Genomic DNA, 1,186 nt, shown 5'->3' with positions numbered 1-1,186 from the left:
GTTACTGTTTGGTTGGCTTCAATACACTCTATGGTTTGGTAAAAACGGAGTGTCTGACTACTACACAGTAAAAGATGAAATTGAAGTTCAACAGCAGGTGAACAGCAAGCTACAAGCTCGCAATAATGAAATGTTTGCTGAGATAGATGACTTAAAGCAAGGACTTGATGCGATTGAAGAAAGAGCTCGTCATGAACTTGGCTTGGTGAAAGAAGGAGAGACCTTCTACCGCATAGTTGGTGAGGAAAACCCGTAAGATGTCAGAGAACGTTTCATCTCATATCGCTATTGTACCTGCGGCTGGTGTTGGTAGCCGAATGAAAGCAGATCGACCTAAACAGTATTTGTTAATCGATGGAAAAACGGTATTGGAACATACCGTAGAGAAACTGCTTGCTCACCCTCAAATCGCGAAAGTTGTGGTTGCGGTTACAGAAGGTGACCCATACTACCCTGAACTATCGATTGCGCTGCACCCAGACGTAATACGTGTCGCTGGTGGTAAAGAAAGAGCCGATTCAGTGCTTTCAGGGCTAAACTATGTAAGTGCGCAGCTTCCGTGTGAATGGGTTCTGGTCCATGATGCCGCGAGACCTTGCGTGACATTAAACGATATTGATCGTCTGATTGATGTTTGCTGTGCTCATCCTACTGGTGGCATTCTTGCCTCGCCCGTGAGAGATACAATGAAACGAGCGAACAAAGAAAACAACATCGATCACACCGTAGACAGAGAAGCATTGTGGCATGCACTGACTCCACAAATGTTTAAAACTCAGCAGTTAACAAGAGCACTGGCAGACGCATTGCAGCAAGGTGTTGCGATCACTGATGAAGCATCGGCTTTAGAGTGGTTGGGAGAAACGCCAGCTTTAGTTCAAGGTAGTGCGAATAACATTAAAATTACTCAGCCAGAAGATCTCGCCTTAGCCGAGTTTTATCTTAGCCGCGAGCGCGGTTAGAAAATAAAGGATAAAAAATGATTCGAATTGGTCATGGTTTCGACGTACACAAATTTGGCGGTGAAGGCCCTGTGATTATTGGTGGTGTTGCAATTCCTTACGAACAAGGCCTGATTGCGCACTCAGACGGCGACGTTGCTCTGCATGCTCTCACTGACGCTTTGTTAGGTGCGATTGCTGCGGGTGATATTGGTCGTCATTTTCCAGATACCGACGATAAATGG

Annotated in this window: 3 protein-coding genes; all 3 read left to right on the top strand. The window is 45.6% G+C overall.

The features are described 5' to 3' along the window. Positions 1-256 (top strand): cell division protein FtsB (gene ftsB / locus R7P69_RS24975; RefSeq protein WP_318121790.1); only part of this gene is annotated, 256 nt, incomplete at its 5' end. A gap of 1 nt (position 257) precedes the next feature. Then, the gene (gene ispD / locus R7P69_RS24970; protein ID WP_005478544.1) at positions 258-962 is read left to right on the top strand and encodes a 2-C-methyl-D-erythritol 4-phosphate cytidylyltransferase; all 705 of its coding nucleotides are present in this window, start codon (positions 258-260) and stop codon (positions 960-962) included. Between the two features lie 17 nt (positions 963-979). Beyond that, on the top strand, positions 980-1,186 hold a 207-nt coding region (locus R7P69_RS24965), incomplete at its 3' end, for a 2-C-methyl-D-erythritol 2,4-cyclodiphosphate synthase (protein ID WP_318121789.1).

It is taken from the genome of Vibrio sp. 661 (genome assembly GCF_033339315.1).
GTDB lineage: Bacteria > Pseudomonadota > Gammaproteobacteria > Enterobacterales > Vibrionaceae > Vibrio > Vibrio alginolyticus.
The sequence above is the reverse complement of the archived record's forward strand: the minus strand, read 5'-3'. Positions and strand labels throughout refer to the sequence as shown.